We start from the raw sequence: 23,800 nt of genomic DNA, 5'->3' as shown, positions 1-23,800 counted from the left end.
TCGGCCGCGGCGTCCTCAACGCCATCGAGGACGGCACTGTCGACTACGTGCCGGCGCTGCACTCCATCGGCGCTCCCCTGGCTGCCGGTCAGGACGATGTTGCCTGGCCGTGCAACGACACCAAGTACATCGTGCAGTTCCCCGAGGAGCGCATGATCTGGTCGTACGGATCCAGCTACGGCGGCAATGCCCTGCTCGGCAAGAAGTGCTACGCGCTGCGCATCGCCTCGGCCATGGGCCGCGACGAGGGCTGGATGGCCGAGCACATGCTGATCCTCAAGCTCACCTCGCCCGAGAACGTCGTCAAGTACATCGCGGCCGGCTTCCCCAGCGCCTGCGGAAAGACCAACCTCGCGATGGTCGAGCCGACGGTGCCGGGCTGGAAGGTCGAGACGATCGGCGACGACATCGCCTGGATCCGTGTCGGAGCCGACGGACGTCTCTACGCCGTCAACCCCGAGTTCGGCCTGTTCGGAGTCGCGCCGGGCACCGGCTGGGACACCAACTCCAACGCCATGAAGACGATCGCCAAGGGCAACTCCGTCTTCACCAACGTCGCCCTCACCGACGACGGCGACGTCTGGTGGGAGGGCATGACCAAGGAGCCCCCGGCGCACCTGACCGACTGGAAGGGTAACGACTGGACGCCCGACAGCGACGAGCTGTCGAGCCACCCCAACAGCCGTTTCTGCACACCGATCCGCCAGTGCCCGATTCTTCCCCCCGAGTCCAACGACCCCAACGGCGTCCCCCTCGCCGCGACCATCTTCGGCGGCCGCCGCAAGACCACGATCCCCCTGGTCACCGAGGCTCGCGACTGGGCCCACGGCACGTTCATGGGTGCCACGCTCTCCTCGGAGACCACCGCTGCCGCGACCGGTGCCGTCGGCGTCGTGCGCCGCGATCCCATGGCGATGCTGCCGTTCATCGGCTACGACGCCGGCGACTACTTCGGTCACTGGATCAACATGGCCAAGAACAACGACGAGTCGAAGTTCCCGAAGATCTTCTACGTCAACTGGTTCCGTCGTGATGAAGACGGGGGCTTCCTGTGGCCCGGCTTCGGCGAGAACAGCCGCGTCCTGAAGTACGTCGTCGAGCGCGTCGAGGGCAAGGTCGAGGCCTACGAGACCCCCATCGGCCTGGTGCCCGCGCCCGGCGCGATCGACCCCGACGGCCTGGACGTCTCTGACGACCAGCTCGCCAAGGCACTGCGCGTCGACGTCGATGAGTGGAAGGCAGAGCTGCCGCAGATCAACGAATGGTTCGAGAAGTTCGGCGACACCCTGCCGGCCGTTCTCTGGACCGAGCTCGACGGACTCAAGGCGCGCCTCGACGCCTGATCTCATCCGCAAGGAACGAGAAATCTGGGTGTGACTGGCCACGGCCGGTCACACCCAGATTTCTTTGTCCCCGCTCAATCGTTCTAGGGAACGAGGACGATCTTGCCCCGGGTATGGCGCTGCTCGAGCTCGGCGTAGGCGTCCCGCACCTCTTCCAGCGGATAGGTCGCGGCGATCGGCATCTCGATCGTGCCATCAGCCAGCAGAGTCGCCATCGCGGTGAGCACCTCCCGAGTCGAGGCGCCGCCGCTTCCGTCGCTCTTGGCACCGATCTCGGCCGCGGCCTCAAACGCGATGATCGTCTCGATCCGGTCAGGCGCGATGCCGAGGTCGACTGCCAGGTGCACGTACTCGGGGCCGAAGAGGTCGATGAATGCGTCGATGCCGTCCGGGGCCGCTGCCCGAAGGTCGTCGGCGAGCCCGCTGCCGTACGACACCGGTGTCGCTCCTTGGGCAGTCAGCCAGTCTGCGTTGCTCGGGGACGCGATACCCAGCACCTTCGCGTTGCGGGTCCTGAGCAGCTGCACGACAAGTGAGCCGACGCCTCCGGCGGCCGCCGAGACGGCGACGGTCTCGCCGGGCTTCGGGTCGATCGCGTTGACCGCGGCCCACGCAGTGCAGGCCGCGACGTACAACGCCCCCGCGACCGGCCAGCTGAGCGCGGCCGGCTTGGCGATCAGCTGGCCGACCGGCACCACGGCGTGAGTGGCGTGGCTCGACCGGGTCCACGAGAAGCCGAGCACCTCATCACCCACCGCAAAGTCGGTCACGGCGTCGCCGACCGCGGTCACGACGCCGGCGAGGTCGCTGCCCTGCCCGGACGGGAACGTCGATGGGGACATCGCGTCCATCGCACCGGACCGGATGGCAGCCTCGCCGGGGTTGATGCCTGCGGCACGCACCTGCACCAGCACCTCCCCGCCGGAGGGTTTCGGGATCTCGATGTCGACGACATGCAGGACGTCACGGTCGCCGTAGTGGTCGAACCGCACAGCTCGTGCCTGGGTGATGGTCATGAGTTTTCCCTCTCGATGGTGATCGGTCGCTGATTGGTCGGGCCCGCCAGCAGCACGTATGAGCATGTCCGGGTCGCAGACCCCGGCACACGCTGGTCGTGACCGAAGGAGAAAAGGCCGACATCCGTCATGCCGGTGTCAACGCCGGGTCGGCGCACGGTGTTCCGCGCTCGTGGTCACCTCCGCGTCGCCTAGAGTCGTGCCGTGATCGTCGCCGCGCTCCTGGTTCTCGTCGCGGGTCTCGCGACCGGCGGCGTCGCCCGCAGCAGCGCACGCGCCAGGCCGCCGCTCGCCGCGCACTTCCCGGGGCAGCCGGAGGAGGTCTCCACGACGCCCCTGATCCGCCTCCGGGCGTGGGCCGCAGGTGCCGCGATCGACGTAATCGCGGTGGTGGTGCTCGTCATCGTCCAGGCCCCCTTCGTCGCACTCGTGGTCGCCGTGGCCGGCGCGGCAGCGCTCACCGTGATGACCGTCGTGATCCATCGTCACGCCCGGGGATGCTCCGGCGTCCAAACCGCTATCGACCAGTACGCGCCCCGCATCGCCGTTCCCTACGCCGGAAAAGTCGGCGTCCACATCGGCATGTGGTCGCCGTGGATCGACCGCACCGACGTGCCGTGGTGCATCGTCGCCCGCACCCCTGCCCTCTTCCACGAGCTCGCCGCGATGTACGACACCCCGATCGTTCAGGGCGCCATCCCGACCACCGTCCGAGGTGCTCTCTACCCGCACGGGGCTGCTGCCAACGCCGACGTCATCGCGACCTCGGCGGCCACGCATGTCTTCCTCGGCCACGGCGACAGCGACAAGCCGCTGAGCGCGTCGGAGCGGGTGCTGCAGTACGACCTCGTCGCGGTGGCCGGGCAGGCGGCGATCGACCGGTTCAAGGCATCGGGCCTCACCATTCCCCCCGAGCGGATCCGCGTCATCGGCCGACCGCAGACCGAGGGCATCAAGCCTGCCGGCTCGGCGATACCGACCCCCGCCACGGTGCTCTACGCTCCAACCTGGCGCCACGCCGACGATGCCCTGAACGTGTCATCACTACTGGTCGCCGACAGCATCGTCCAAGCTCTGCTCGACCGAGGGTGCACCGTCGTGTTCAGGCGCCACTTCGCCGGGCAGAACCACGTCGCGGCCGAGGCGATGATTGCGCACGTCGACGCGATGCTGCAGGCTCATGCAGCCGCCTCCGGGAAGCTCCACCGCTGGGGTGCAGCAGCGATGGCCGAGCCGCTCATCACGGCCTTCAACTCCGTCGACGCCATGGTGTCGGACGTGTCGGGCATCGTCGTCGACTTCATGGCCAGCGGCAAGCCGTTGGTCATGTACGCCGCCCAGCACACCGACCCGGAAGCGTTTCGTGCCTCACACCCCACCGCGGAGGCGGCCTACGTGATCGACCGCGACCTCGTGGGGTTGGGCGCAGCGCCCGATGCAGCGCTGGGCGACGATCCGCTCGCCTCGTCGCGGGCCGAGCGTGCGGACTACTACCTTGGTGGGGCCGATCGCGCCGACCCGGCCCGACGATTCATGGACCTCATCGTCGAGCTCGCGGGTGCTTAGAACAGTCGGACGAGCTGCCACGCTAGGACGACCACGCCGAGCAACCGGCGGAACGGGGTCGCGCCGCGAACCAGCTCGTCCAAGGCCCACACGATGAGCGCACCGGACCCGATCCAGCGGAGCTCGGCGTCGCGCGCGTCGTACGGGCTCAGCCGCAGGAGCGTGGCACCGATGAAGACCCAGATCGCGGCGTTCGGCGCCTGGAACAGGACCAATCTTCCTGACGTGTCACGAAAGAGCGTGTCGGTGAGGGCCATCCCGCGAGTGTAGATCGTGGCACGGAGGCCTGCCGGTCAGGCGCGAATCAGCTGCGAGCTCTTCTCCGTAGGCTCGGCCTCGAGCCGATCCTCCAGCTCGTCGCCGGTCATCGACGGGATCGCGAGGCCCGCGAAAGCCGCCAGGAGCAGGGCGCCACCGAGCACGATGAATCCGGCGGTGTAGCCGACCTCGCGCGGGAAGCCGTCGGGCAGGAACTGGGCCGTGACGATGCTCGCCATGACGGCGGTGCCGATCGATCCGCCGATGGTGCGGATGTTGGCGTTCATGCCGCTCGCCACACCGGTCTGCTCGGGAGGAACAGCAGCGACGATGAGCCCGGCGAGGCAGGCGAACGCAAGTCCGATGCCGAGACCGACGATGCCGTTGGAGACGGCGACCTGCCACTTCTCGTCATGGGCGAAGGCCAGCATGAACATCCCGGCCGAACCGAGGGCGGCTCCGAAGACGACCACAGCCTTGGGGCCCACCCGGCGGGCGATCCGGGCCGCGACGAGTCCGGTGAGGAAGGTGGCGACCGCAGACGGCAGCATCAGCAGGCCCGACTCGGTCACGGAGGAGCCGAAGCCGTAGCCGGCCGAGCTGGGGGTCTGGTTGAACTGCGGGATGAAGCCGAACGATGCGTACATGCCGACGCCCACGAGCAGGGCGACGAGGTTGGTCGTCCAGACGCCCGGCCGTCGCATCATCTGCATGTCGATGAGCGGTACGGAGGCCCGCAGCTCAACCCTGACCCACGTGGCGAAGAGGACGGCGGCGAGCACGAGCAGGCCGATCGTGCGCGGCGATCCCCAGCCCCACTTGGGCGCCTCGCTGAGCGCGAGCAGCAGCGCCACGAGCCAGCCGGACAGCAGCAACGCGGGCAGGACCGAGATACGCCCAGGGGTGCGGACCGGCGACTCCGGGACGACGGTGATGGCCGCGATCGCCGCGACCAGCGTCACGATGAAGGGGAGCCAGAAGAGCCAGTGGTAGCCGAGCCCGGAGACGATCGGGCCGGCGAGGACGATACCTGCGCCGAAGCCGACCGCGAGGAGGGATGAGACGACGCTGACGGCGCCACCAACCTTGTGGTGCGGGAACTCATCGCGGATGATGCCGAAAGCCAGAGGCAGGACGCCACCGCCGATGCCCTGGATGATGCGGGCCACGATCAGGACGCCGATGCTCGTGGCGAGGGCGGCGAGGAGCGAGCCTGCCGCGAGGGCTACCAGCGAGAGCACGAGCATCCGCTGCTTGCCGAGCGAGTCGCCGAGGCGGCCCACGATCGGGGTGAACACGGATGCCGAGAGGAGGTAGGCGGTGAGCACCCAGGTAACGGTGTTCTGATCGGTGTGCAGCGTGGTTTCGATCTCGGTCAGCACGGGGATCGTGAGCGACTGCATGAGCGAGAAGGACGAGACGGCCAACGCCAGAACGGCGAAGGTCAACCAGTAGTGGGTGCGGCGGTTCGACGAAGGCACAGAGAAATCTCTCGAAAAGACGATGGGGACGAAGCGATTGCCTCGTGCAACCAATCTTACCGGAGACTCCGTCCGGATTGCATCTTCTGTGTGAGGACTCACGGTGGAGCGCACTCCAGCGGGGCGCTTCAGTCCTCGGCAAGCACCACGACGCGGTCGCGTCCCATCAGCTCTCCTGCAGGTCGTGGAGCATGCGTTTGTCGTGTGCGGGGAAGACGGTGATGCCGTGGATGTCGTTGAGCCGGCGGAGCGTCTGGTGGTTGCGCCTGATCGCCCTGCGGTCACGGCCGACCACCTTCTCGAACGCACGCATCGCGACGATTCGCCCGAGGGGACGGCCCGCCGGCGACGCGTCAGCGTACGAGCTGGCGTCGAAGACCGCGACGCCCGCATGCACCAGGAGGCCCCGCTCGCCGGCGTCGACAGCCACCGCGGCGTGGCCACGTGAGTGGCCGGGCATCGGGATCATCGTGACCCCGGGGACGACCTCGTGACCCGTGAGGTCGTGCTGCCAGACGTCGCCCCTGCCTACATGGATCGTGAATGCCGGGCCATGGGTGAGCTGAGCGGGCCTGTAGCGCCGTCTGTCGAGGAAGTCGGGGTCGGTGACGGCAGCAGCATGCTCGTCGGCCGTCGTGTGGACCGTGGCGTTCGGGAAGTCCGACAGGCCGCCGACGTGGTCGAAGTCCATGTGTGTCAGCACGATGTGGGTGACGTCGTCGACGGTGTAGCCCCTCGCCTCGACCTGGCGAACCGCTGTGAGCGACTCATCGGCGACCGGGCGCAGGATCTTGGCGACCGGGCCCATGCGCGGGCCGGGGTTGCGATAGTCCTCGAGGCCGAGCCCGGTGTCGACCAGGACCAGCCCTTCGTCGGACTCACAGAGCAGGACGTGACAGACCAGCCCGGACATCGTGGGAGGGTTGAAGCTTCCGCAGCTCAGGTGGTGGACACGCATGGACTGATCCTGTCGGAGTTGCCACGGGCGGAGGGGGCGAACCGGGATATCCGCCGCGGACGTCGACGACGGGGTCAACCTGAGCCACGGTCGTGCCCTTCAGCCACGTCACGTGGCTGGTTTTCATGCTCCCGCAGCCCGTTCACGCTCTAGAGCGGAGCCAGCTCCGCCCCTGGCCACTTCGCAGAATGACCAGCCACGTCACGTGGCTGGTCATCCTGGTCTTGCTCCGTGCGTTTTTGGCGGAGGTGGCGAGATTTGAACTCGCGAGAGGTTTAAACCTCAACCCGCTTAGCAGGCGGGCGCACTAGGCCACTATGCGACACCTCCCCGCCGCCCGTCGTAACAGGCAACCGGATCAGAATAGCGACCGCGACCCGCACTCGACGAATCGGGCGTGCCACGGACTGGGGCACGGGCCAAAGATCACTCCCGATTGCCTCTCCTGACCCGTACGAAGCGGCGACTACTTCCGCTTCGTGAAGATACGGAAGTCAGCTCGGGTCGAAGCGTTGGTAGCCGTTGGCGGTGTTCAGCCGGTGGTAGACGTCAACAACCAGCTCGTCGGCCCGGCCGCCGACGTACGCCAACGGGAACGCCAGCACCTCCCCGTCGACACGATCGAAGAACAGGCGGCCGCCGTCTGTCGTGGCGTCCTCCACGCTGCTCCAGGCCACGTGGACGGGGCGGACGGTCAGGAACCCACCAACCCGCACCTCGTTGGCGTCGGTCCTCGCCACCACCGGCGGCATGCCGAGGACGCGAAGCGCATTCAGGACCGCCATGACGGCAAGGACACCGAACACCCATGCGAGCGCACCCACGAATGACAGCAGGAACGCCAGGGCGGCAGAGACCCCGGCAACGATCAGGTTGAGGCCGATGGCACGCAGCACGAAGCGGCGGTCGAGGCGATAGGTCATCAAGCAGAGGGGGCGGGATTCGAACCCGCGGCTGACATTGCTGCCAGCGAGCGCTTTCAAGGCGCTTCCGATCGGCCGCTCCGGCACCCCTCCTGGGTGGCAGCACCGAAGCACTGCGCCGCGTCGATTATGGCACTACTTCAGCGCAGAGAATCGGCGAGGCTCGACACGGGCGACCTCCTCGATCGTGCGCGCGGCCCGCGAGGAGCGCTCTTTCATGACACGGCTGCGCACGACCAGGCCGACCAGCAGGCCGAGGATGGCCGAATACAGCGTCGACAGGCCGATGTAGGTCGGGAAGGCCCCGGGCGTGACGAGGGAGGTGGCCAGCACGGCCGTGCCGATGACGGCGAAGACCTGCACCCACCAACCCTCACGACGCTTGGAACGCAAGGACACCCCGACAATCAGCGCTGGGAACCCGATGAACACCTCGACGGGTCGTGGCACCCCGTGGAAGGTCCGTCTGGTCCACATCACGAGGTCGCTGAAGAACTGTACGAGCGACTGCGATCCGTGCGTGCGGACGAAGCTGCTGTAGACGAGTACCAGCATGAGCAGGGCAGCGACACCGAGCAGGATGGCGAGGCTCTGCCTGCCGAGCCCATGCAGGCCGGCGCCAAGGTTCCACACGAGGGTGATGGCCAGGCTGAGCGCGACCGTGACGACGATGAGGTTGAAGCGCTGGTAGTTGACTGGCGCGTTCCACGCCGCGACACCGAGCGTGCCGCTGAGCGCGACGACCAGGGCAAGGACGTACTCGCGGATCGACCCGACGATCGAGGAGGCGGGCCGAGTCACCAGGACAGCCCACACCGAGGCGAGCACCGCCGTCACCGCGGCCGCGGCGGCGAGCAGGAGGTTGGTCTGCAGCGTCGCCGCCAGGATGCCGAGCACCGCGGTCATGGGCAGCCAGATGCGGAGGTGACCACCTCCGCGCTGGATGAGCCCGATGGCAAAGACGATCATCAGCAGGGCGCCCGACGGTCGCTCGACCCACGAGGGAACGCTCACCTCGATCAGCGAGGTGGCAGACCCGAGCGTCCCGACGGCCCAAGCGACGAAGACCCCCGCCATGATCAGCTGCGCTGTGCGTGGAGAGTTGATACGGGGTTTGCGGGTAGGTACGTCGTACTCCGGGAGGGTGGAGGCATCGAGGCGACGGCGTCCACCCTTGGGTACTCGGCTCATGACGTGTGGAGCATCCTTCGGTTAGCCAGCGAGGGGTTGGCGTCCCTCGCCCGTTTCACGTCCTCGGCATCAACATCGACACGGACGATCGCGGGGTCGGACTGCGCCTCGACCACGATAGAGCCCCACGGATCGGCGACCAAGGAGTGCCCGACGTAACGTTCGCCACCCTGCGCTGCGGCAATCATGTGGATCGTGTTCTCGATTGCGCGCGCCGACAGCAGGGTGCGCCAGTGGTCGAGCTTGTGCTCGCCGGCGACCCAGGCAGCCGGGAGCACGATGGCCTCGGCGCCGGAGTCGACGAGGGCGCGGGCATGCTCGGGAAATCGCAGGTCGTAACAGGTCATGAGACCCACCTGCTGGCCGGCAATCTCCACGACGACCGGAGTGATGTCGCCGGCACGAAGCCGGTCTGACTCCTGGTAGCCGAACGAGTCGTAGAGGTGGATCTTGCGGTACGTCGCCCGGAGAGCGCCGTCGGGACCGACGACGACCAGCGTGTTGAACGGCAGGCCACCCTCGTCAGGACGTTCGAACATGCCCGCTACGATCGTCGACCGCAGCCGCACAGCCTCGGCGGCGAGCATCGACACGAAGGGCCCGTCGAGGAGCTCGGCGACCGGAGCGAGATCGAGGTCGGGCGACCCGAAGTCGTGCATCGCCCCTTCGGGCAGCACGACGAGGTCGAGACCGTCAGATTCGTCGAGCTCGGCGAGCTGATCGCGGATGTTGTCGCGGTTGGTCGCCGAACTGGTGGACGAGGCTAGCTGGACGAGGGCGACACGCATACCAGCCATTCTTTCAGGTCGCCCCTGAAAATGACTGGCACATGACGTCACCCGTGGTGCTTTTGCCATCGCCGGTTCCCTTCAGACACCGGAGCGTCGGGCCGCCGCCCGCCGGAGAAGGACGTCGGTCACGACGATCGGCGTTGCCGTCTCGAAAGGCCCACCGTCTGGATTCTTGGCACCGGCGAGAACAAGCCCGCGATGCAGTCCGCGCGGCGGACGACCAGAAGGTCGATACCGTACGAGCATGCGCGCCGTCGTCGTCACCACTCCCGGAGGGGTCGAAGCCCTCGAGGTCGTAGACCGTCCCCAGCCCGAACCCGGCCCCGGAGAGGTACTGATCCGCATCACCGCCTCCGGCGTCAACCGGGCCGACCTGCTCCAGCGACAAGGTCACTACGACCCACCCGAGGGTGCCACCGACATCCTCGGTCTCGAGTGCTCGGGCGACATCGTCTCGGTCGGCGAGGGCGTCACCGACCTCCAGCCCGGTAGCCACGTGTGCGCCCTGCTCACGGGCGGTGGTTACGCCGAGTACGTCGCAGTTCCCGCCGGCCAGGTCGCAACCGCACCTCCCGGCATCTCGCTCGTGGACGCCGCAGGTCTCATGGAAGTCGCGTGCACTGTCTGGTCGAACGTGTTCATGATGGGCAAGCTGCAGCACGGCGAGACCCTGCTCGTGCACGGCGGGGCCAGCGGCATCGGCACCATGGCGATCCAGCTGGGCAAGGCGTTCGGAGCCCGCGTCGTCGTGACGGTCGGGTCGGCGGAGAAGGCGGAGTTCTGCCGTGGGCTCGGTGCCGATCTCGTCATCAACTACCGGGAACAGGACTTCGCGGAAGTCATGTCGGCGGAGGGCGTTCGCGCCGACGTCATCCTTGACATCATGGGTGCGAAGTACCTCGCCCCCAACGTCTCGGTCCTCGCCATGGCGGGCCGACTCGTCATCATCGGCATGCAGGGCGGCATCAAGGCCGAGCTCAACCTCGGGGCGCTGCTGACCAAACGGGCAGCGGTCATGGCAACGTCCCTACGGGCCAGACCGTCCGGCGAGAAGGCGGCGATCGTGTCGGCGATGGTTGCGCAGGTGTGGCCGCTGATTGCCGACGGCACGGTCCGCCCGATCATCTATAAGGTCTTCTCGCTGGACGACGTGCGCCTCGCGCACCAGGTGCTGGAGGACTCGAGCCACACCGGCAAGGTCCTGCTGAAGATCTGACTCGGTCAGCGGCGCGCCAGCACGGGCGGAACGGCAACCGCGGCCATCGTCGAAGCCGTGCGCCTCACTGCCTTGTCGAACACGGGGAACACGAGGATGCGCAACATCACGATCGTCAGCGCGACGGCGAGCAGAGTGGCCTCGATCGGTGCGAGGCCAACGGACTCGAAGACGACCTCCATCACGAACACCATCGGTATGTGAAGCGCGTAGATCGCCAGGCTCCGGCGTCCGAGTGCTTCAGGGACCTGCATGTGTGCCGGTATCAGCGCCAGCACGCATGCGCCACAGAGGATTGCCAGTCCCAGGCAGAGCACGCGGAACGTCATGGCCTGGAGACCTGAGACGTCCATCGCGATCGCACCGTCCGCCCCGCGGAACCACTGCGGTGCCAAACCGGTCTTCACGACCACCGTGGTGGTGGCAACGAGCGCGGTCGCGGCCGCGACCCTCACCGCAGGTGGCAGGGAGACCGTGCGTCGCAGCGCCCCGACACCATAGAGGCGGCCCGCCACGAAGAACGGCCAGAAGCAGAGCGCGCGGGACCACGCGACGAGGTTGCCGTCCGGATAAGGCAGGACCACGGCGATCACCGATGCCGCAGTCGCCACAGGGAGCGCCCATGCTCCCAGGCGTTCCACGACTGGGAGCGACAGCAACCACCACACCATCGCGAGGAGGAACCACAGGGCGTACGTCGGGTCGAGCAGACGATCGCTGGTGAGCGAGTCGAACCCGAAGCGCGGGACGACATAGGCGATCTGGAGCAGCAGGTAGAGACCTGCCATCTCGGCGACACGGTGGGCCACGCCGCTGGACCGTGCGGTGATGCCCGCAAGGAACACGAACAGCGGCATGTGGAAGAGGTAGAGGAACGTCAGCACCCATCGCTGCGGATCGTGCGACCAGCCCGAGTAGAGGTCACCGGGTTCCTGCCCGCCACTCGTCTCAAGAAAATGCCCCAGCACCACCCCTGCGATGAGCAGTCCTTTGGACAGGTCGAGGCGACGATCACGGGTTTGGGGCATTCGCTCCACTGTGCCAACCCCACACAAGGGCCCCACTGACGTCATCGGTGACCTGGCCCCAGGCCAGGGACAGACCCGTCACCGGGGTACGAGTCGCCTCCGACCCCCGGCGATGCTCGGCGGACGCGCCTCCTGGCAGTGCGCTCGATACTGTGATCGCATGACCGATCAGCAGCCCGAGACCATCGGACCCGACGGCACGCCCGTCACCCTCCCCACTCCCGGCACATCGCTGGGCGACCTGGTCGAGCAGCCGGCCAAGGTCATGCGCATCGGCGGCATGATCCGCCAGCTCCTGGAGGAGGTCAAGGCCGCTCCGCTCGACGAGGCCAGCCGGGCGAGGCTGCGCGACATCCACCTCCAGTCGATCAAGGAGCTCGAGGACGGTTTGGCTCCCGAGCTGGTCGCCGAGCTCGAACGGCTCAGCCTGCCCTTCGACGGTGCGACGCCGAGCGACGGCGAGCTTCGCATCGCCCAGGCACAGCTCGTCGGTTGGCTGGAGGGCCTGTTCCACGGCATCCAGGCAGCGCTGTATGCGCAGCAGGTGCAGGCTCAAGCGCAGTTTCAGAACATGCGTCTGGCTCTACCGGGGTCAAACGAGCACAAAGGTGACGAACCGGGCTCACCAGAACAAAAAGGCGGTTCGGGAGGCATGTACCTCTGAAATGGTCCACAGTGTCATCAGAGGTCGACGCAGGAGTGTCGTCGGTCTCCACTGGCAAGAGGGAGCCCATGACGATCAGGATTTTGACCACGACGCCTCCGTGCGCCTCCGTGCCGGAGGTGTATCAGGACGAGCTGCTGCATTCACCACCGGCGCGCGGCGACATCAGCGCCGCCGAGTGGGAGTCGCTGTCCGCCAAACGAGCCGCCGCGCACCGGCAGTGCGCCGGATGCCCGATCATGGTCGACTGCCTCTATCGCGCCGTCGTTGAGGTGGACGTCTCGGGCTTCGTGGCTTGCACGACCGAGTCCGACCGCCAATTCATCCGGGAACAGCTCGGCATCGAGATCCGGCAGTCGTCGACGACGCCTTACGGGACGGCGCGGGTTGGCGGCGGACCCGTGAGTCACGAATCCGTCATGACGGTGCGCCAGGCTTATCCGAAGGACACCTGTCATCAGCTGGCCGAGCGGCTCGGCTGCTCGACTTCGACGATCAAGAGGCACCTGCGCAAGGCCCGTGAGCAGAAGCGTGAGGAGTCATCCCCCGACACCCTCCTTCCGACGCTGCCCACGGTCGACGCGGTGCTCGACTGCTTCGACGAGCTCGCCAGCAGCCAGGTCGCCTGACTCCAGCCCCGGCCCCGGCCCCGGCACTTCGCGACGCGGTCAGAGGTAGCGGCGCAGCTCTGTCACGAGTCCGTCCTGCTCGACGGTGCCGGTGACGTGGTTGGCGGCGCGCAGAAGGGCTGGCGGTCCCTGTCCCATCGCGACGCCGCGGCCCGCCCACTGCAGCATCTCCATGTCGTTGTTGCCGTCGCCGACCGCCAGCACCTCGTCGGGCGAGATGCTGAGCCGTTCGCACAGGTACGTCAGACCGGACGCCTTCGAGACGCCCTCGGGCGCCAGGTCGAGCCACGCCGTGTAGCCGATGTAGTAGTTGGTGTCGGCCAGACCGAGGTCCTCGACCAGCCGGCTGAACTCCTCGGGGGTGCGGTCGGGCGCGCGGATCACGACTCTGGTGACCGGCTCGGAGATCAGCTCCTCGATGTCGTCGATGACGACGCTCCCGGAGATCTCACCCTCGGGGAACGGTCTGCTGACCCGGTAGCCGACACCGAGCTCCTCGACCGCGACCAGCGCCTCCGGCACGTGCTCGAGCACCCGTCGCACGGCGGCGCTCGCGTCGAACGTCACCGAGTGCAGCACCTTGACCGGGTCGTACTCGAAGACGACCGAGCCGTTGCTGGCAATGGCGTACCCGTCATCGAATCCGAGCTTCGCTGCCGTGTCCATGACGCCGGGGATGGCCCGTCCGGTAGAGATGACGGTCTCGATTCCTGCGTCGCGGATGGCCCGCACCGCGTCGCGCACCGCGGCAGTCATCTCGTTGGCGTCGTCGACGAGCGTTCCGTCGACATCGAGAGCGACGAGCCGTGGGCGGAACGTCACGCGACCGGCCTCAAGACCTCGCCCAGCAGCGGGTGGAGCGCGGCCGGCAGACGGACCGACCCGTCGGCCTGCTGACCGTTCTCCAAAAGTGCGACGATCGTGCGGGTCATGGCGCACAACGTGCCGTTGAGAGTTGCGGCCGGTGTCGTGGCACCGCCGCCGGCCTCTGCGCCGCGCACGCGGATGTCGAGCCGGCGGCTCTGGAACTCGGTGCAGTTGGACGCGGAGGAGACCTCGCGGTACTTGCCCTGCGTGGGGATCCAGGCCTCGCAGTCGAACTTGCGGATGGCCGAGAGGCCGAGGTCGCCCGTGGCAACGTCGATCACGCGGTAGGGGAGCTCGAGGGCATCGAGCCACGCGCGCTCCCAGCCCAGCAGTCGCTCGTGCTCGGCGGCGGCCTCGTCGTGCGTCGTGTAGACGAACATCTCGACCTTGTCGAACCAGTGCACGCGGAAGATGCCGCGGGTGTCCTTGCCGTACGAGCCCGCCTCGCGACGGAAACACGGGCTGAACGCGGCGTAGCGCAGTGGCAGTGAGGCGACGTCCAGGATCTCGTCGGAGTGGTAGGCGGCGAGGGGCACCTCGGACGTGCCCACCAGGTACAGGTCGTCCTTCTCGAGGTAGTAGACGTCGTCGGCCGCCTGGCCGAGAAACCCGGTGCCCTCCATCGCCCTCGGCTTGACGAGAGCGGGCGGGATCATCGGGATGAATCCCCACGCGGCAGCCTTGCTCATGGCCAGCTGCGTCAGCGCGAGCTCGAGCTGCGCTCCGACGCCGGTGAGGTAGTAGAACCGTGCGCCGCTGACCTTGGCGCCCCGTTCGGTGTCGATGGCCCCGAGCATCTGGCCGAGCTCGAGGTGGTCGCGCGGCTCGAAGCCCTCGGCGGCGAAGTCGCGGGGGGTGCCGACGGTGTCGAGCACGACGAAGTCGTCCTCTCCGCCCTGCGGCGCGTCGGCCGAGGCGAGGTTGGGCAACGTCTTCATCAACAAGTCGAATGCTGTCGCCGCGGCAGACTGTGCGGCCTCCGCGTCCTTGACCTGCTGGCTCAGCTCCTTGGTGCGAGTCAGCAGCTGCTGCTTCTCGTCGCCCTGTGCCTTCGCGATGAGCTTGCCGAGGTTCTTCTGCTCAGCGCGGACCGCTTCGTAGGCCGCAATCGACGACCGCCGTGCCTCGTCCGCGCTGATGAGCTCGTCGACGAGCTCGGTGGGCTCACCGCGACGCTGCTGGGCAGCGCGCACGGCATCGGGGTCCTGTCGCAGGATGCGGGCGTCAATCACGCGGTCAGCCTATCGGTCGGCGCGCGGACGTCTTCCCGTCCATTAGGCTTGACCATCCCCGAGGAGGACTGCTGTGTCATTCGATCTGCGTCGCGCCGAGCCCCGTCGACCCAGCATCCTGATCTGGATGCTGGCGGTCCCCCTGGCTCTGTTCGGGTTCTTGTCCGTGTGCATCGGTCTCGATGCCAGCTTCCTTCTCCGGATCGACCAGGACGTCGCTCGTCTGGCCTACGACGCGAGCATCGACCACAGCGGGTTCGTGACGCTCCTCGACATCACCGCCGTGGTCTTCAGCAACGCCTCGTGCGGCGTCGCCCTCGCGCTCCTGACGGCCTACGCACTCTCGCGCCGCGAGCGTTCGATCGCTGTCTGGATCGTGGCCAGCGGTGCTGTCGCCATCGGTGGCAACGCCCTGATCAAGCTTGCCTTCAAGCGCGAACGGCCGACATTCGACAAGCCGCTGCACGAGATTGGCGGCTACTCCTTCCCGAGCGGGCACTCTGCCGGAGCCGCGATGCTCGTCACTGTCGCGATCCTGATGACGATCGTGCTCACGGGCCGCGGGTGGCGCCGGCGCATCATCGTCACGGTGCTGGGCGCCGTCGGATTTGCCGTCGCCGCGAGCCGCGTCTTTCTCGGCGTGCACTACCTCAGTGACGTCATGGCCGGCCTGAGCCTCGGCGTGGTCGTCGCCCTCGGTCTGTGGATCCTGCTGGTCACCGATGCGACCCGTCTCCCGCACGAGCTGGCTGTGCTCACCGGCACCGGTCGCAAGCGGGCCGCCGTCATCATCAACCCGGCCAAGGTCGGCGACGTCGAGGAGTTCAAGGGTCGCGTGCGCGTGGTCGCCGAGCGCGACGGCTGGAAGGAGCCGCTGTGGTTCGAGACCACGGTCGAAGACCCGGGCTACGGTCAGGCGCTCAGCGCGCTCAAGGCAGATGTCGACCTCATCGTCGCCGCCGGCGGCGATGGCACGGTGCGAGCCGTGTGCGAGGAAGTTGCCCGGACCGGGGTCGCGGTCGGCATCCTTCCGCACGGCACCGGCAACCTGCTCGCCCGCAACCTCGGCATCCCGCTCAACAGCCGTGACGCGCTCGACGTCGTGTTCGGCGGCCAGGATCGCGCCATCGACCTCGGCACCCTTCGCACCGACACCGGCACCAACACGTCATTCCTCGTCATGGCGGGGCTCGGCATGGACGCCGCGATCATGACCGGGGTCAACGATCAGCTCAAGAGCAAGGTCGGCTGGCTCGCCTACTTCGTCTCCGGGGTGAAGGCCGCGCGTTACCCCGCCATGAAGGTGCAGATATCCGTCGACGACGGTGAGTTCAAGAAGTTCCGCGCCCGCACCGTCGTCGTCGGCAACGTCGGTTTTCTGCAGGCTGGCATCCCGTTGCTGCCTGACGCCGAGATCGACGACGGCAGGCTCGATGTCGTGGTGCTCGCACCCAAGCGCTTCATCGGCTGGCTCGCCATCATCGTGCGGGTCATCGGCCGACAGCGGCGTACCAACGACAGGCTTGACCGGCTCACGGGCCACAAGGTCGTCATCTGCGCGGAGAAGACCATGCCGATGCAGCTCGACGGTGACCCCGTCGAGGAGGGTCAGGAGATCACGGCTGAGGTGCAGCACGGAGTCCTGCTCGTCCGCGTGCCGGTGGCCCCTGCCCCTGCTCCCGCCCCACGATTTGGCGGTTAGAGCATCTGATCTCGGCCGAATCTGCAGATTCTAGGTGCTTGAGGCGCCAGATCTTGGGGACTCGTAAGCGTCGATCTCGCTGAGAATCGTGGCTTTGGTCGTCTCGCCGGCGAACGAGGCACGGACGGCGGCCCGCGCGAGGTCGGCGACGCCCCGGTCGTCGAGCGTGAGCAGATCGCGGGCCACCTCGTACTCGGCGTTGAGGGTCGTGGCGAACATCGGCGGGTCGTCGGAGTTGATGGTCACCGGCACACCCGCGGCGACAAGGATCGGCAGCGGGTGCTCGGCCATCGACGGCACGGATCGCGTGCAGACGTTGGATGTCGGGCACACCTCGAGCGTGATGTCGTGCTCGGCCAGGTAGGCCATCAGGATCGGGTCCTGCGCCGCGGCGATGCCGTGCCCGATGCGTTCGGCGCCGAGATGGTGGATCGCGTCCCACACCGTCTCGGGCCCGGTCGACTCGCCCGAGTGCGGGACGCTGCGCAGACCCGCGGCGAGGGCCTTCGCGAAGTGTGGAGCGAACTGCGGCCGGGGCACGCCGACCTCGGGACCCCCGAGACCAAAGCTGACAAGGCCGTCGGGACGCAGACGCAGTGCCGCGTCGAGCGTGACATTAGCAGCCGGCAGTCCCGACTCGCCCGGGATGTCGAAGCACCACCGCATCGTGATGTCGAGGTCGGCCTCAGCCTGACGTCGCGCGTCCTCGACCGACTCGCAGAAGGCCTCGGCGGGTATGCCCCGGATGATCGACGTGTAGGGCGAGAGGGTCAGCTCGGCGTAGCGGACGTTCTGAGCGGCGAGGTCGCGAGCCACCTCATAGGTCAGCGTCCACAGGTCCTCGGGCGTGCGGATCAGGTCGACCACCGACAGGTAGACCTCGATGAAATGGGCGAAGTCGGTGAAGGTGAAGAAGTCGGCCAGCTTCTCCGGATCGACCGGTACCGGGGTGTCACCCTCGTAGCGGGCGGCGAGCTCGGACACGATGCGTGGAGAGGCAGACCCGACGTGGTGCACGTGCAGCTCGGCCTTGGGAAGACCTTCGACGAACGACATGGTCAGATTGTGCCGGGTGACCTCAGGCGGTCTGCTGCTGCCTCTCGACGACCGAGCCGCGCTGCTCGAAGTCGACGTCGACCGTCACGAGCACCTCGTCGTTCAGGGAGAGCTCGACCCGGTTCTCCTCGGCGCTGAGGTTGCCTGCCGTGCCCTCGTCGAGCCAGGTGATCGACCCGATCACGCTGATCAGGGCGACCCGGGCACCGTTGTCACGCTGCCCACGGAACACGACCGGACCGGGTCCGGCATCGCGGATGACCAGCGCTGCGCGGCTGATCAACGGATTGTCCACACCCACCGTCGGGGCGTCTGGGCCACCCGCGCGCCCGAACGTCCACTTGTGGTCGGCATCGACAACCATCTGGCCACTGTTGCCGTCGGCGGTCTTCCAAGTCACGGTAATCACTCCTCGATGGTTCCACGGGACACCAATCTGTGCCGAGGAACCGCCGAGATCGTCTGGCAGCCAGTCAGGTGGCAGCGATCAGGTGCCCGGCACGATCGCCGCGATGATGGTGCCGTCTGCGCGTCGCCTGCCCGGCACCGGCAGTGGCTCACCCTCGAGGAGCGGACCCTGGCCGACGATCGGGACGGAGATCGGATCGCCCGGCAGCACGGTGACCTCCTGTCCGCGCACGAGGAGAGTGGCCTCCTTGCCCTCCTCGACGGCGAGCTCGACGCAGTCGGGTCGCACCGTCACCCGGACGCGGGTTCCGAGCAGGGTGAGCCTGAAGGTCAGTGACTCCCACTCCAGTGGCAGACGCGGATCGAGGCTGAACACCCCACCCTGGTCCCGAAAGCCGCCGAAGCCATTGACGAGGGCGCTCCACACACCGCCGGTGGAGGCGACGTGAACGCCGTCGGAGGTGTTGGAGTGGCGGTCGGCGAGGTCGACGAACAACGCGGCGAGGAAGTAGCGCAGAGCGAGATCGTGGTAGCCGACCTCTGCCGCGATGATCGACTGGACGACGGCGGAGAGCGTCGAGTCACCCGTCGTGATCGGGTCGTAGTACTCGAAGTCGGCGCGCTTCTCCTCGGCGGTGAAGTGCTCGCCCTGAAGAAACAGCGCCAGCACGACATCGGCCTGCTTGAGCACCTGGAACCGGTAGATCACCAGCGGGTGGTAGTGCAGGAGCAGTGGCCGCTTGTCCATCGGGGTGTTGGCGAGGTCCCACACCTCTCGTTCGAGAAAATGCTGGTCCTGCGGGTGTACACCCAGGTGCTCGTCGAACGGGATGGCCATGTCGTCGGCGGCACGCTCCCAGTCGGCGACCTCGCGCTCGTCGAGCTCGAGACGTGCCACGACCTGGTCGTACTCGATGCCGTCGCGCTCCGAGAGCTCACGCACTGCCTGGACGGCCCGGCGGAGGTTGAAGCGTGCCATGACGTTGGTGAACAGGTTGTCGTTGACGACGGTGGTGTACTCATCGGGTCCGGTCACGCCGTGGATGTGGAACGTGCCGTCCTCCTCGTTGCGCCAGAAGCCGAGGTCGACCCACATGCGGGCGGTCTCGACGAGCACGTCGATGCCCTCGCGGGTGAGGAAGTCGACGTCGCCCGTGGCGGCGAGGTACTGGCTCAAGGCATACGAGATGTCGGCGTCGATGTGGTACTGCGCGGTGCCGGCCGCGTAGTAGGCGGATGCTTCCTCGCCGTTGATGGTGCGCCAGGGGAAGAGCGCACCCTGCTGGGCAAGCTGCTTGGCCCGGCTCCGCGCGGCGTCGAGCAGCGTGTAGCGAAACCTCAAGGCGTTGCGAGCCGCGCGGGGGGTCGTGTAGGTCAGGAACGGCAGGACGTAGACCTCGGTGTCCCAGAAGTAGTGGCCGCCGTAGCCGGAGCCCGTGACCCCCTTGGCCGGGATGCCGGTGCCTTCGGCGCGGGCAGATGCCTGGGCGATCTGGAAGAGGTTCCACCGCACCGCCTGCTGCAGCTCGGGTTGGCCGGGGAGCTCGACGTCCGAGCGGGTCCAGAAGTCGTCGAGCCAGGTGCGCTGGTCTTCGAACTGACGATCTAGGCCTTCCTCCTGCGCACGGTCGAGCGTGCGACGGCAGCGGTCGAGCAGCTCGCGGGACGGTACGCCGCGAGATGTGTGATAGCTGACCAGCTTGGTCAGCACGATCGGCTGGCCCGGCTCAGCGTCGACGCGGTAGGTCATCTTCGCGAGGTCGTCGTCGGTCTGCATGCGCTTGGTGTAGTTGTTGGCTGTCTCGAGCCGGTGGTCGGCCGCGACGGCTATCGTCATGCCACTCTCGGCGCACTGGTAACCGAGCGCCATCCGTCCGTCAGCGACGGTGCCCCAGTTGCTCTGGGGCAGGAGGACGCGGTGACGCATGCTGCTGGCCTTGCGGGGGTCGACACCTTCACCCATCGACTTCGAGCGCACGTGGTACTCGTCCTCGCCGTCCTGCCGGTTGAGGACCTGCGACGAGATCGCCACCGGTGCGTAGTCGTCGAGCATCGTGACCTCAAAGGTCATCACGGCCAGATGGCGTTGCGTGAACGACACCATGCGGCGTGAGCGGATCTGCACACGCTTGCCGCCGGGGGTGCGCCAGAGGATCTCCCGGGTCATGACGCCGCTGCGAAAGTCGAGCGTCCGCTCGTACTCCATCAGGTCGGCGATCGAGAGGAGCAACGGCTCGTCGTCGACGTACAGACGGATGACCTTGGCGTCGGGTGCGTTGACGATGGTCTGGCCGACGCGGGCGAAGCCGAACGCCTCCTCGGCGTGCTGGATCGGCCAGGTCTCGTGGAAACCGTTGATGTAGGTGCCGTGAGAGAACGAGTCACGTCCCTCATCGACGTTGCCCCGTAGCCCGAGGTAGCCGTTGCCGACAGAGAACAGCGTCTCGGTGGTGCCGAGGTTGTCGTTGTCGATGTGGCTCTCGACGAGCTTCCACTCATCGACGGGATAGCGCGCGCGGTCGAGGAAGTCGCGCACCTCGGGAACCTCGTGCGACAGCTCGGTCACAGCAGCTCCCTGAGGTCGTCGACCACGACGTCTGCACCGTTGTCGGTGAGCTTGTCGGCGCCGACGCCCCGGTTGACGCCGACCACGAGGCCGAAGTGGCCTGCACGGCCTGCCGCGACGCCCGACAGCGCGTCTTCGAAGACCACGGCTCTCTGCTTGGGCACACCGAGCTGCGCGGCGGCGTCGAGAAACGTGTCAGGTGCGGGCTTGCCGGCCAGGCCCCGCTCGCCCGCCACCTTGCCGTCGACGATCACGGGGAACAAGTCGAGCATCCCCGCCGCCTTCAGCACCGCCGGCGCGTTGCGCGAGCTCGACACGATGGCCATCTTGGTGCCACGTGCGATGAGCGCGTCCACCAGAAGGACCGATCCGGGATAGGGCACCACACCCTCAGATTCCAGGATCTGCGCGAAGTCGACGTTCTTGCGGTTGCCCAGACCGGAGACGGTCTGCGCCGTTGGCTCGTCAGACGAATGGCCCTCGGGAAGCTCGATGTCGCGTGACTGCAGGAACGATCTCACCCCGTCGTAGCGGGGCTTGCCGTCGACGAACCGGTAGTAGTCGTCGTCGGTGTAGGGCTCGCTCACACCACGTTCCTCGAGATAGGCGCCGAACATCTGCGCCCAGGCGCGCATGTGCACCTCAGCGGTCGGCGTGATGACGCCGTCGAGGTCGAACAGGGCAGCATCGAAGTCGTTCCAGTCCACACGAAGGAGCGTAAGCCTGTCGGGCGTTCAAGCGGTAAACCATGCCCTGCGTCGCGCGCCACAACGCGGGCGACCGACGCCCTAGGCTGTGACGATGAGTCTCGGAGCAGACAGTGAAGTCGGTCGCCTGCGCACGGTCATGCTGCACCGGCCCGGCCCCGAGATCGCCCGCCTCACCCCGCGCAACAACGACCAGCTGCTGTTCGACGGCATCCCGTGGCTCGGCCGCGCGCAGGACGAGCACGACGCCTTTGCCCAGGCCCTGCGCGACCACGACGTCGAGGTGCTCTACCTCGTCGACCTCCTCATCGAGGCGCTGGCAGACCCGGCCGCCCGCGCACGCATCATCGAGAGCACGACTGCGAGCCTGCGTCTCGGCGACGGGCTCCGTGAGCACCTTGCCACCGTGATGACCGACCTCGCGCCGGACGAGCTCGCCCTCACGCTGACAGCCGGCCTCCGCAACGACGAGGTGACGAGCTTCCGCAGCATCGTCACGAGCCTGCTCGCGCCCGAGGACTTCCTGATCGACCCGCTCCCCAACCTCCTCTTCACCCGCGACTCCTCGGTGTGGCTGCCGGGTCGCGTCGCGGTGACGAGTCTTGCGATGCCGGCCCGCGAGCGCGAGACCCAGCTGACTGGACTGATCTACGAGTGCCACCCGCGTTTCGCCGCCTCACCCCGCGTCCACGGTCCGCACCTGGAGCACCTCGAGGGTGGCGACGTGCTGCTGCTCGCGCCAGGTGTCATCGCCGTCGGTGTCGGCGAGCGCACGACCCCCGCCGGGTTCGAGAGGTTCGCCCACCAGGTGCTCTCCGGTGGCATGGCGCGCACGGTGCTTGCGGTCCCCATCGCCCAGGAACGGGCCACCATGCATCTCGACACGATCGTGACGATGGTCGATGTCGACACTGTCGTGATCTACCCCAACATGGCGCACACCCTGCGGGCCCATGCCGTCACGCTCGTGGACGACCGACTCGTCGTCGCGCCCGAGACCTCGTTCTTCGACGGCGCCGCTGCCGCGATGGGTATCGACACGTTGCACCAGATCGACACCGGTCTTGACCCTGTGACGGCCGAGCGTGAGCAGTGGGACGACGGCAACAACACCCTCGCGATCGGGCCGCGGCTCGCCGTGGCCTACGAGCGCAACGAGCAGACCAACGCCCGGCTGGAGGACCACGGTGTCGAGGTCGTCGCCATCAGCGGCTCCGAGCTCGGCTCCGGTCGGGGCGGTCCCCGCTGCATGTCGTGCCCGGTCGATCGCGACTGACCGATCACTCGCAGCCAGCATCGGGGTCCGCACGGCGCGACTGTGACTAGTGGATCGTGATCTGGCCGCTGATCAGGGCGCCCCGTGCGGACCGCTGCTGCGTCGTGAGCGGGCTGTCGTCCGCGAGTGCCTCATCGAGCCGCGCGGCAAATTCCACGGCCGGACCCTCCAGTGCGGCAGCATCGACCTCGAACTCCCACACCGGGACGATCAGACCGTGAGCCCGGAAGTGTCCGATGAGCTTGCTGGCCTCGCCGAGGGTGTCATCGCCGCGCTGCCGGAGCCGGGCCAGCGCGTCGAGCAGCGTCGGCTCGTCGTGCGTCATGACCCACCGCAGGTAGCGGTGCGGGGCCATCTCGGTCCAGTACGCGGCATCGACCGACTCCAGACGCACCGTCGGAGCAATCGTCTCGTTGGCCTCGGCGAGCAGGTCAGCCGTCCGCTCCGAGTCATCGACACCCTCGACCCAGTAGTCGAAGCCGTCGTGCACCTCGACGTCGAAGTCGCTCGCCGGGTCGATGAGATCCTGCAGCCGCGCGCCGACTCCGGGATCGGCCATGGGCACCGGGTTGCCGGGCTCAGTCTCCAGAGCCGTCTCGATCACGTACGCGTAGTCGCGGCTGATGTCGCCGAAGTTGTGCCCTACCTGCAACCCGAGCCAGATCTCGCCGTTCGGCCGCACGATGCCGGCTCCGTTGCCCGGCAGCAACGAGCAGACCCGAACTGTGCGGTCACTGTCCTTGAGCTTCACCACGGCGGATGCCGACGGCACGAACTCGCGCAGGGCGATCCAGTCGGCTTCGCGGGGGAGTCCGGCGAAGGTGCGCACCACGTACGGCATGCGTTCCTTCTTGGCGGCCTTGTTCTTGAGTCGCGATTTCTTTCCCACGAGGGGCGAGTCTATGCGGTGCTGGCGCCGCGC

At 67.5% G+C, this 23,800-nt stretch carries 22 protein-coding genes and 2 tRNA genes; 7 read left to right on the top strand and 17 right to left on the bottom strand.

Going from position 1 to position 23,800, the window contains the following annotated elements:
• Window positions 1-1,343 (top strand): phosphoenolpyruvate carboxykinase (GTP) (locus tag H7290_RS12150; RefSeq protein WP_290514279.1); only part of this gene is annotated, 1,343 nt, incomplete at its 5' end.
• A gap of 83 nt (window positions 1,344-1,426) precedes the next feature.
• Here H7290_RS12150 and H7290_RS12145 read toward each other — a convergent pair.
• On the bottom strand, window positions 1,427-2,359 hold the full coding sequence (locus H7290_RS12145; RefSeq protein ID WP_290514278.1) for an NADP-dependent oxidoreductase: 933 nt from the start codon (window positions 2,357-2,359) through the stop codon (window positions 1,427-1,429).
• 204 nt (window positions 2,360-2,563) lie between these two features.
• On the opposite strand from H7290_RS12145, the gene H7290_RS12140 reads away from it, so the two are divergent.
• A complete protein-coding gene (locus tag H7290_RS12140; RefSeq protein WP_290514277.1) occupies window positions 2,564-3,925 on the top strand; it encodes a CDP-glycerol glycerophosphotransferase family protein in 1,362 nt (453 codons plus the stop codon).
• Here H7290_RS12140 and H7290_RS12135 read toward each other — a convergent pair.
• From H7290_RS12135 to H7290_RS12100, 8 genes are all read right to left on the bottom strand, one after another.
• A complete protein-coding gene (locus H7290_RS12135) occupies window positions 3,922-4,182 on the bottom strand; it encodes a hypothetical protein (RefSeq protein ID WP_290514276.1) in 261 nt (86 codons plus the stop codon). The two genes, H7290_RS12140 and H7290_RS12135, sit on opposite strands and share 4 nt — an antisense overlap.
• Window positions 4,183-4,218: 36 nt before the next feature.
• Entirely contained in the window at window positions 4,219-5,664 is a 1,446-nt protein-coding gene (locus tag H7290_RS12130) for an MFS transporter (RefSeq protein ID WP_290514275.1), read from the bottom strand.
• A gap of 166 nt (window positions 5,665-5,830) precedes the next feature.
• A complete protein-coding gene (locus tag H7290_RS12125; protein WP_290514274.1) occupies window positions 5,831-6,622 on the bottom strand; it encodes an MBL fold metallo-hydrolase in 792 nt (263 codons plus the stop codon).
• A gap of 240 nt (window positions 6,623-6,862) precedes the next feature.
• A tRNA-Ser gene (locus H7290_RS12120) sits at window positions 6,863-6,952 on the bottom strand.
• Between the two features lie 164 nt (window positions 6,953-7,116).
• Complete coding sequence (locus H7290_RS12115) at window positions 7,117-7,545, bottom strand: hypothetical protein (RefSeq protein WP_290514273.1); 429 nt, start codon at window positions 7,543-7,545, stop codon at window positions 7,117-7,119.
• A gap of 4 nt (window positions 7,546-7,549) precedes the next feature.
• Window positions 7,550-7,638: transfer RNA gene (locus tag H7290_RS12110), tRNA-Ser, on the bottom strand.
• Window positions 7,639-7,680: 42 nt separating this feature from the next.
• The gene (locus tag H7290_RS12105) at window positions 7,681-8,736 is read right to left on the bottom strand and encodes a hypothetical protein (RefSeq protein WP_290514272.1); all 1,056 of its coding nucleotides are present in this window, start codon (window positions 8,734-8,736) and stop codon (window positions 7,681-7,683) included.
• Window positions 8,733-9,524, bottom strand: coding sequence for a carbon-nitrogen hydrolase family protein (locus H7290_RS12100; protein WP_290514271.1), 792 nt, complete (start codon window positions 9,522-9,524; stop codon window positions 8,733-8,735). The genes H7290_RS12105 and H7290_RS12100 overlap by 4 nt, the downstream gene beginning before the upstream one ends.
• Window positions 9,525-9,771: 247 nt before the next feature.
• On the opposite strand from H7290_RS12100, the gene H7290_RS12095 reads away from it, so the two are divergent.
• On the top strand, window positions 9,772-10,743 hold the full coding sequence (locus H7290_RS12095) for an NAD(P)H-quinone oxidoreductase (protein ID WP_290514270.1): 972 nt from the start codon (window positions 9,772-9,774) through the stop codon (window positions 10,741-10,743).
• A gap of 5 nt (window positions 10,744-10,748) precedes the next feature.
• Here H7290_RS12095 and H7290_RS12090 read toward each other — a convergent pair whose 3' ends face one another.
• Window positions 10,749-11,771 (bottom strand): acyltransferase family protein, encoded by a 1,023-nt coding sequence (locus tag H7290_RS12090; RefSeq protein WP_290514269.1) that lies wholly within the window; start codon window positions 11,769-11,771, stop codon window positions 10,749-10,751.
• 160 nt (window positions 11,772-11,931) lie between these two features.
• Here H7290_RS12090 and H7290_RS12085 point away from each other — a divergent pair, with 160 nt between their 5' ends.
• On the top strand, window positions 11,932-12,435 hold the full coding sequence (locus tag H7290_RS12085; protein WP_290514268.1) for a bacterial proteasome activator family protein: 504 nt from the start codon (window positions 11,932-11,934) through the stop codon (window positions 12,433-12,435).
• A 68-nt stretch (window positions 12,436-12,503) separates the two neighbouring features.
• Window positions 12,504-13,064: a WhiB family transcriptional regulator gene (locus H7290_RS12080; protein ID WP_290514267.1), complete on the top strand. Its 561-nt coding sequence runs from the start codon at window positions 12,504-12,506 to the stop codon at window positions 13,062-13,064.
• 39 nt (window positions 13,065-13,103) lie between these two features.
• Here the strand turns inward: H7290_RS12080 and H7290_RS12075 are convergent, their stop codons facing one another.
• Window positions 13,104-13,886 carry an HAD family hydrolase gene (locus tag H7290_RS12075; protein WP_290514266.1) on the bottom strand — a complete coding sequence of 261 codons (783 nt, stop codon included), beginning with the start codon at window positions 13,884-13,886 and terminating at the stop codon, window positions 13,104-13,106.
• Window positions 13,883-15,163 (bottom strand): serine--tRNA ligase, encoded by a 1,281-nt coding sequence (gene serS / locus H7290_RS12070; protein WP_290514265.1) that lies wholly within the window; start codon window positions 15,161-15,163, stop codon window positions 13,883-13,885. The genes H7290_RS12075 and serS overlap by 4 nt, the downstream gene beginning before the upstream one ends.
• A 73-nt stretch (window positions 15,164-15,236) precedes the next feature.
• Here serS and H7290_RS12065 point away from each other — a divergent pair, with 73 nt between their 5' ends.
• On the top strand, window positions 15,237-16,865 hold the full coding sequence (locus H7290_RS12065) for a diacylglycerol kinase family protein (protein WP_290514264.1): 1,629 nt from the start codon (window positions 15,237-15,239) through the stop codon (window positions 16,863-16,865).
• Window positions 16,866-16,895: 30 nt separating this feature from the next.
• Here H7290_RS12065 and H7290_RS12060 read toward each other — a convergent pair whose 3' ends face one another.
• The 4 genes from H7290_RS12060 to H7290_RS12045 all read right to left on the bottom strand — a co-directional run bounded on the left by H7290_RS12060 (window position 16,896) and on the right by H7290_RS12045 (window position 21,602).
• Window positions 16,896-17,921, bottom strand: a complete 1,026-nt coding sequence (locus H7290_RS12060) for an adenosine deaminase (RefSeq protein WP_290514263.1) — start codon at window positions 17,919-17,921, stop codon at window positions 16,896-16,898.
• Window positions 17,922-17,943: 22 nt separating this feature from the next.
• Window positions 17,944-18,321, bottom strand: a complete 378-nt coding sequence (locus tag H7290_RS12055; protein ID WP_290514262.1) for a hypothetical protein — start codon at window positions 18,319-18,321, stop codon at window positions 17,944-17,946.
• Window positions 18,322-18,408: 87 nt separating this feature from the next.
• Entirely contained in the window at window positions 18,409-20,895 is a 2,487-nt protein-coding gene (locus tag H7290_RS12050; RefSeq protein ID WP_290514261.1) for a glycosyl hydrolase family 65 protein, read from the bottom strand.
• Entirely contained in the window at window positions 20,892-21,602 is a 711-nt protein-coding gene (locus H7290_RS12045) for an HAD family phosphatase (protein ID WP_290514260.1), read from the bottom strand. The genes H7290_RS12050 and H7290_RS12045 overlap by 4 nt, the downstream gene beginning before the upstream one ends.
• A gap of 94 nt (window positions 21,603-21,696) precedes the next feature.
• On the opposite strand from H7290_RS12045, the gene H7290_RS12040 reads away from it, so the two are divergent.
• A complete protein-coding gene (locus H7290_RS12040; protein WP_290514259.1) occupies window positions 21,697-22,878 on the top strand; it encodes an arginine deiminase in 1,182 nt (393 codons plus the stop codon).
• A gap of 46 nt (window positions 22,879-22,924) precedes the next feature.
• Here the strand turns inward: H7290_RS12040 and H7290_RS12035 are convergent, their stop codons facing one another.
• Complete coding sequence (locus H7290_RS12035; RefSeq protein ID WP_290514258.1) at window positions 22,925-23,767, bottom strand: DUF5926 family protein; 843 nt, start codon at window positions 23,765-23,767, stop codon at window positions 22,925-22,927.
• Between the last annotated feature and the right edge of the window lie 33 nt (window positions 23,768-23,800).

The sequence above is a fragment of the Aeromicrobium sp. genome (assembly GCF_014378035.1).
Lineage (GTDB): Bacteria > Actinomycetota > Actinomycetes > Propionibacteriales > Nocardioidaceae > Aeromicrobium.
This window is presented reverse-complemented; position numbering and strand designations above follow the sequence as displayed.